The following is a 6468-nucleotide window of genomic DNA, read 5'->3' on the forward strand; positions in this document are numbered from 1 at the left end:
CCCCGGGGATTCGTCCGGCGGGCAGCGCCCAGGATGACCAGCGCCGTATCCTCACGCCGCGTCAGGCGCTGGACGCGGGCTCGGACTACTTGGTGATCGGTCGCCCGATCAGCCAGGCGGCCGATCCAGCCAAAGCGTTGGCCGCGGTCGTCGCCGAGATCGCCTGATCGATCACCGATCAACAATGTGGGAGGGGGCGTGCTCCCACATTTACATCTGCTGTGTATCAGCTGACTTTCAGCACCAGCTTGCCGAAGTTCTCCCCGTTGAACAGTTTCATCAACGTCTCCGGGAACGTCTCCAGCCCCTCCACGATATCTTCCTTGCTCTTGAGCTTGCCCTGCGCCATCCAGCCGGCCATTTCCTGCCCGGCGGCGGCAAAGTTCGCCGCGTGATCCATCACCACGAAGCCTTCCATGCGTGCGCGATTGACCAGCAATGACAGGTAGTTGGCCGGGCCTTTTACGGCTTCCTTGTTGTTGTACTGGCTGATCGCGCCGCAGATCACCACGCGTGCTTTCAACGCCAGGCGGCTGAGCACTGCGTCGAGAATGTCGCCGCCGACGTTATCGAAATACACATCCACGCCCTTGGGGCACTCGCGCTTGAGTGCGGCGGGCAGGTCGTCGTGTTTGTAATCGATGGCGGCGTCGAAGCCCAGTTCATCCACCAGGAACTTGCACTTGTCGGCGCCACCGGCAATGCCCACCACGCGACAGCCTTTGATCTTGGCGATCTGTCCGGCAATGCTGCCCACCGCCCCCGCTGCGCCGGAGATCACCACAGTTTCACCGGCTTTCGGTGCGCCGGTGTCGAGCAGCGCGAAATAGGCGGTCATGCCGGTCATGCCCAGCGCCGACAGGTAGCGCGGCAGGGGCGCAAGCGTGGGGTCGACCTTGTAGAAACCCCGCGGCTCGCCGAGGAAGTAATCCTGCACCCCAAGGGCGCCGTTCACGTAGTCCCCGACCGCGAATTTCGGGGTGTTCGAGGCGATCACTTTGCCCACGCCCAGCGCCCGCATCACTTCGCCGATGCCGACCGGCGGAATGTAGGATTTGCCCTCATTCATCCAGCCGCGCATCGCCGGGTCGAGGGACAGGTATTCGTTGCGCACCAGCACCTGGCCGTCTTGTGGGGTGCCCAGCGGCACTTCCTGGTAGGTGAAGGTCTCCCGCGTGGCCGCGCCGACCGGGCGTTTGGCAAGCAGGAACTGACGGTTGGTCTGGGCAGTCATGGCAAGGACTCTTGAGAAATGAAGCCTGATTGATAGACCCATACTGGCTTGCGGGCAAGGTCGGCGGAGGGCTGCGAATGCTCGTCGATAGGCCTCGATGATAGTGGCGCGGCCGGTCTTATCATTGTGATTCATGCAGCGCTAACCGGCCTTCTGATAGTGCTGACGCGCCCGTCCCGGGGTTGGCTAGACTCGCGCCACGGCTATTTCTCCCATAGGACATCCCCCATGAGCATGACGTTTTCCGGCCAGGTCGCCCTGGTCACCGGCGCCGCCGCCGGTATTGGCCGCGCCACCGCGCTGGCGTTTGCTGCCGAAGGCTTGAAGGTAGTGGTTGCCGACCTCGACGTGGCGGGCGGCGAAGGCACTGTCGCGCTGATCCGCGAGGCCGGTGGCGAAGCGCAGTTCGTGCGCTGCAACGTCACGCTGGAAGCCGACGTGCAGCAATTGATGGCGCAGACCATTGCCGCATATGGCCGCCTGGACTACGCCTTTAACAACGCCGGGATCGAGATCGAGAAAGGCAAGCTGGCGGATGGCACCCTCGATGAGTTCGACGCCATCATGGGCGTCAACGTCAAGGGCGTGTGGTTGTGCATGAAGTACCAATTGCCGCTGCTGCTGGCCCAGGGCGGCGGAGCGATCGTCAACACCGCGTCGGTGGCGGGGCTGGGCGCCGCGCCAAAGATGAGCATCTACGCGGCGTCCAAACACGCCGTGATCGGCTTGACCAAATCGGCGGCCATCGAATACGCGAAAAAGAAAATCCGCGTCAACGCGGTATGCCCGGCAGTGATCGATACCGACATGTTCCGCCGTGCCTATGAAGCTGACCCGCGCAAAGCTGAATTTGCCGCTGCCATGCACCCGGTTGGGCGCATTGGCAAGGTTGAGGAAATCGCCAGTGCCGTGTTGTACCTGTGCAGCGACGGTGCGGCCTTCACCACCGGCCAGGCTCTGGCGGTGGACGGCGGCGCCACCGCGATCTAGGACTCCAAGCCGCACCGCTCTCGAAAAAGTTTGAGGTGCTGTGGGGCGTTTCCATAGCTGGCAAAACGCCGTGATCCAATGTGTATCAGGAGGTAAATAAGTCAATAAAATCAATACTTTAGTAACTGTTGGTGGCCTGTTTTGGCGGGCTTCTGTGCTTAACTGTTTTGGGTTGAATAACAGATAGTTAAGTGAGTGGCTCATGGATTTAGGGATCGATCGACAAGCCCTTGTACCGGTGGTGCAGCAAATCGTCAGCGCGGTGGCGGAATGGATTCGCAAGAGCGGGGTCAGCCCCGGCACACGCTTGCCGTCCATCCGCCAACTGGCCCTCGACAACCTGCTCAGCCAGTCCAGCGTGATCGAGGCATTCGAGCGCATGGAGGCCCAAGGCCTGCTGACCTCGAAGCAGGGCTCTGGGTTTATGGTGGCGCAGCCGCCGGTGGCTCAGGAACGCCACTGGTATGAAGGCGCGGAGCGAGAGTGGGGCGCTTTTACCGACAGCCCGTTGGGCGAGTTGAAATTGGGCTGCGGCTGGTTGCCGGACGCTTGGCGCGAAAGCGATGACATCAGCTACGCGATCCGCGAAGTCAGCCGCACCGATACCGGAGGCCTGTTCAACTACAGCACGCCACTGGGGTTGCCGGCGCTGCGCGAGCAATTGCTCAAGCGCCTGACCCGAATTCACGTGGTCACCAGCCTCGACCGCATCCTCACCACCCATGGCGCCAGCCACGCTCAGGACCTGTTGATCCGCACGTTGCTCAAGGCCGGCGACACCGTGGTCGTAGAAACCCCCGGTTATGGCAACCTGTTTCGTCAGTTGGCCTTCCACGGCGTCACGCTGCTGGAAGTACCGCGCACCCAGGGCGGCCCGGACATCCCGGCGCTGGAAGCCCTGCTGCGCCGTCATCGTCCCAAGTGCCTGTTTATCAATAGCCTGTATCACAACCCCACCGGCACCAGCCTGTGCCGCAAGGTGGCCGAGCGTTTACTGGAGCTGGCGCACAGCGAAGACTTTCTGATTATCGAAGAAGATGTCTACGCCGACCTCCAACACGCCAGTTGCACGCGACTGTCGGCGCTGCCCCATGAAGATCGGGTGATCTATGTCTCGAGTTTCTCCAAGACCCTCAGCAGTGCCTTGCGCGTCGGCTACCTCAGCGCCAGTTCGCCGATCATTGCGCAATTGGTACACCTCAAGACCCTCACCGGCATCGGCACCTCGCGTTTTGCCGAAGCGGTGATGGCCACGTTGCTGGCCAACGGCACCTATCGCAAATGGGTGCAGCGCCTGCGCAAACGCCTGAACACGCAAATGGCCGCGACCTTGCAGGTATTGGAGGATGAGGAATGGCAGGTGTTCGCCGTGCCCGCCGGCGGCATGTTTGTCTGGGCGCGGCCCTGCGTGGGCGACCGTTCGCGGTTGCAGGCGTATGCACGGCAACTGGGTGTGCTGATGTCACCGGGGGCGCTGTTCAGCCCTACGGGTGAACACAGCGAGTGGCAGCGCATCAATGTGGCCTATGCTGCTGATCAGCGGGCCCTGGCGTTGTTCCGCGCTACGGGGCCTGCCAGATCGACCTCGACCATTCTGAAAACGACGAACGTGTAGCTTTTTGCCATTATTGTGGCGCCAACGACTTGTGTTCAGTGCCTCGTGGTTGCGAATCTCGCTGCTGGGAAACCGGGCTTGATGGCATCCGCCATTGCAAGAGGATTCAAGCGCATGATTTCGGCCGTGCAACGACGTTTCGCCAACCTCGGTATGGCGAAAAAACTGGGTTTGGGCTTCAGTCTGGTGCTGCTGTTGACTGCGTTGGTGGCAGCCATTGGCGTGTGGTCCCTGCAAACCGTTGGCCTGCGTTTCGAGGGCCTCAAGAGCATGTCTGCGCTCAACAGCGGGCTGCTCAAGGTGCGTTTGATCGAGCAGGACTACGCGCTGCACGCCGACCCCAAGTCCGTCGACGCCCTGCATGAACGTGTCGACGCCTTGGCTGCCCTGGCCGGCAGCCTCAAGGCCGGGTCTGCGGCCAACGTGCCGCTGATGACCGAGGTCGAGCAGGCCTTGGCCGCCTACCGCAAGGCGTTCGATGAGTTCGTCGAGCTGACCCAGACCAAGGACCTGGCGCTGGAAATGGCCAGTTGGTCGGTGTCCAGCGTGGCCAATAACCTCGATGTGTTGCAGGCCGGCCTGGCCGACGATGGCGCCTATGGCCTAAAGGAAAGCCAGGGCAAGGAGGGCGCCGAGTTTATCGAGCAGGCGGGGCAGGTCAGTCAGGTTTCACGGTTGATGCTGCAAGCCATGAACGAAGCTCATGTGCGCCTTGATCAGAGCCGCAAAGGCGAGGAAGACAGCGCCGAACAGGGCAAGATCGAACAGGCCGAGCAGGCGCTGGCCCAAGTTGAGCTACTGAAAACCTCGGTCAAGGACTCCGGTTACCAGACGGTGCTCAATGAGGTCGCCGGGCATATCGCCGCGTTCAGCGAAAAACTCGGCGAATACACCGGCCTGCTGGCCCAGGAAAAAGTGGTCTACAAACAATTGCATGATCGCGCCGACCAAGTCGTCAGCCGGGTCGACCAGGCGTATGCCGCTGAAGACCAGTCGATGCAAGCGCAACTGAAGAAAAGCGCGCTGCTGATCATCGGCTCGTCAGCCCTGGCGCTGTTGATGGGGTTGATTGCAGCGTGGGTGATTACCCGGTTGATCGTCGCGCCGCTGCGCCGTGTGATCGCGGTGGCCCAGCAGATTGCGGCCGGCGACTTGAGCGGGCGCATGGAAGTCAGCCGCCGCGATGAAATCGGCCAGTTGATGCTGGCGATGCAACAGATGGGCAGCGGTTTGAGCCAAATGGTCAGCGGGCTGCAAGCGGGTATCGAGCAATTGGCCAGTTCGGCCCATTCGCTGTCCAGCGTCACCGAGCAGACCAACATCGAGGTCAGCAGCCAGAAGGAAGAAACCGAACAGGTTGCCACGGCGATGAACCAGATGACCGCCACGGTCCATGATGTGGCGCGCAACGCCGAAGAGGCTGCACAAGCGGCGCAGACTGCCGATGACAAAGTCGACAGCGGCCAGCAGGTGGTGCGCCAGAGTTTGCAGCGCATCGAATTGCTGGCCACCTCCAGTACCCGCGCCAGTGCCAGCATCGAAAGCCTCAGCGTCGAAATCCAGAATATCGGCAGCGTGTTGAGCGTAATCAAAAGCGTGGCCGAACAGACCAACCTGCTGGCACTCAACGCGGCCATCGAGGCCGCGCGCGCCGGTGAGCAAGGCCGTGGTTTTGCGGTGGTGGCCGATGAAGTGCGGGCACTGGCCAAGCGCACCCAGCAATCGACCGAGGAAATCGAACGCCTGGTCGGCACCTTGCGCGGCGCGGCGCAATCGTCGGTGCAGCAGATCCAGCAGAGCGGCGAGTTGGTGAAGCTGGCCGTCAGTGATGCGCTGGAAACCGAAAGCGCCCTGGGCAGCATTGCGGCCGCGGTGTCATTGATCCAACAAATGAATCAGCAGATTGCGGCGGCGGCCGAGCAGCAGAGTTCGGTGGCCGAAGAAATCAACCGCAGCGTCACCAGCATTCGGGCGAGTGCCGATCAATCGGCGTTGAGCATGCAAGGCAATGCCGCGTCGAGTATTGAACTGGCGCAGTTGGGCACGGAACTCAAGGGCATGGTGGGGCACTTCCGCCTTTGATCGCCGCTGGCAGGCCGCGATCAAAGGGCTGGCGGGCGATCAGGCATGGTTGGCGAGGAAGGTCAGCAGCGCTTCATTGACGAAGTCCGGGTTCTCGCGACTGGAGATATGCCCGGCGTCGGGAATCAGGCTCAGGCTGCAGCCGATCAGGCTGGCCATCTGCTCGGACTCGGCGGGCGGGCGCGGTGTGTCCTGTTCGCCGCACAGCACCAGGGTGGTGTCGGCGTCCAGGCGTGACAACTGTTCCAATACATCTTCACGGCTGAAGATCAGCCGGCCCAGGGGCACGATGCTGTCTAGCAGGCGCGCCGCAGGGTAGTCCTGCAAGACCTTGCGGAAATTTTGGTACAGCGCCGATTCGCGGTCGATGCCCGGACGGAAAAAGATCGGTGCGACCACATCCAGCAGCGGCTCCGGGATAGCGCCGGCGTCTTCAATCATCTTGAACAGCGAGAAGTAGTGCTGGCGCGTGGCCTCGGGCTCGGCGCCGAGGTAGGTGTCCATCAGCACCAGGCTGTTGACCCGCTCGGGTGCCCGCAGGGCCAGG

6 protein-coding genes and 1 pseudogene are annotated in these 6468 nt (G+C 62.1%); 5 read left to right on the plus strand and 2 right to left on the minus strand.

Annotated elements, in window-relative coordinates; all coding sequences use genetic code 11:
- The coding region (locus L9Z73_RS23130; protein ID WP_190294468.1) for an orotidine 5'-phosphate decarboxylase / HUMPS family protein at window positions 1-167 on the plus strand (167 nt) is incomplete at its 5' end.
- A gap of 59 nt (window positions 168-226) precedes the next feature.
- On the opposite strand, the gene L9Z73_RS23135 is transcribed toward L9Z73_RS23130, so the two are convergent.
- Complete coding sequence (locus L9Z73_RS23135; RefSeq protein WP_247405961.1) at window positions 227-1234, minus strand: NADP-dependent oxidoreductase; 1008 nt, start codon at window positions 1232-1234, stop codon at window positions 227-229.
- Window positions 1235-1462: 228 nt separating this feature from the next.
- Here L9Z73_RS23135 and L9Z73_RS23140 point away from each other — a divergent pair, with 228 nt between their 5' ends.
- The 4 genes and pseudogenes from L9Z73_RS23140 to L9Z73_RS31620 all read left to right on the plus strand — a co-directional run bounded on the left by L9Z73_RS23140 (window position 1463) and on the right by L9Z73_RS31620 (window position 5921).
- The gene (locus L9Z73_RS23140; protein ID WP_247405964.1) at window positions 1463-2224 is read left to right on the plus strand and encodes an SDR family oxidoreductase; all 762 of its coding nucleotides are present in this window, start codon (window positions 1463-1465) and stop codon (window positions 2222-2224) included.
- A gap of 202 nt (window positions 2225-2426) precedes the next feature.
- Window positions 2427-3839 (plus strand): PLP-dependent aminotransferase family protein, encoded by a 1413-nt coding sequence (locus tag L9Z73_RS23145; protein ID WP_247405967.1) that lies wholly within the window; start codon window positions 2427-2429, stop codon window positions 3837-3839.
- Between the two features lie 1059 nt (window positions 3840-4898).
- Window positions 4899-5060, plus strand: a pseudogene (locus tag L9Z73_RS31615) (HAMP domain-containing protein); the annotation flags it as partial.
- Window positions 5061-5078: 18 nt separating this feature from the next.
- Entirely contained in the window at window positions 5079-5921 is an 843-nt protein-coding gene (locus tag L9Z73_RS31620) for a methyl-accepting chemotaxis protein (protein ID WP_430624308.1), read from the plus strand.
- A 39-nt stretch (window positions 5922-5960) separates the two neighbouring features.
- Here the strand turns inward: L9Z73_RS31620 and L9Z73_RS23155 are convergent.
- On the minus strand, window positions 5961-6468 hold a 508-nt coding region (locus L9Z73_RS23155), incomplete at its 5' end, for an alpha/beta fold hydrolase (RefSeq protein ID WP_247405973.1).

The sequence above is a fragment of the Pseudomonas emilianonis genome (assembly GCF_023072625.1).
Lineage (GTDB): Bacteria > Pseudomonadota > Gammaproteobacteria > Pseudomonadales > Pseudomonadaceae > Aquipseudomonas > Aquipseudomonas paraveronii.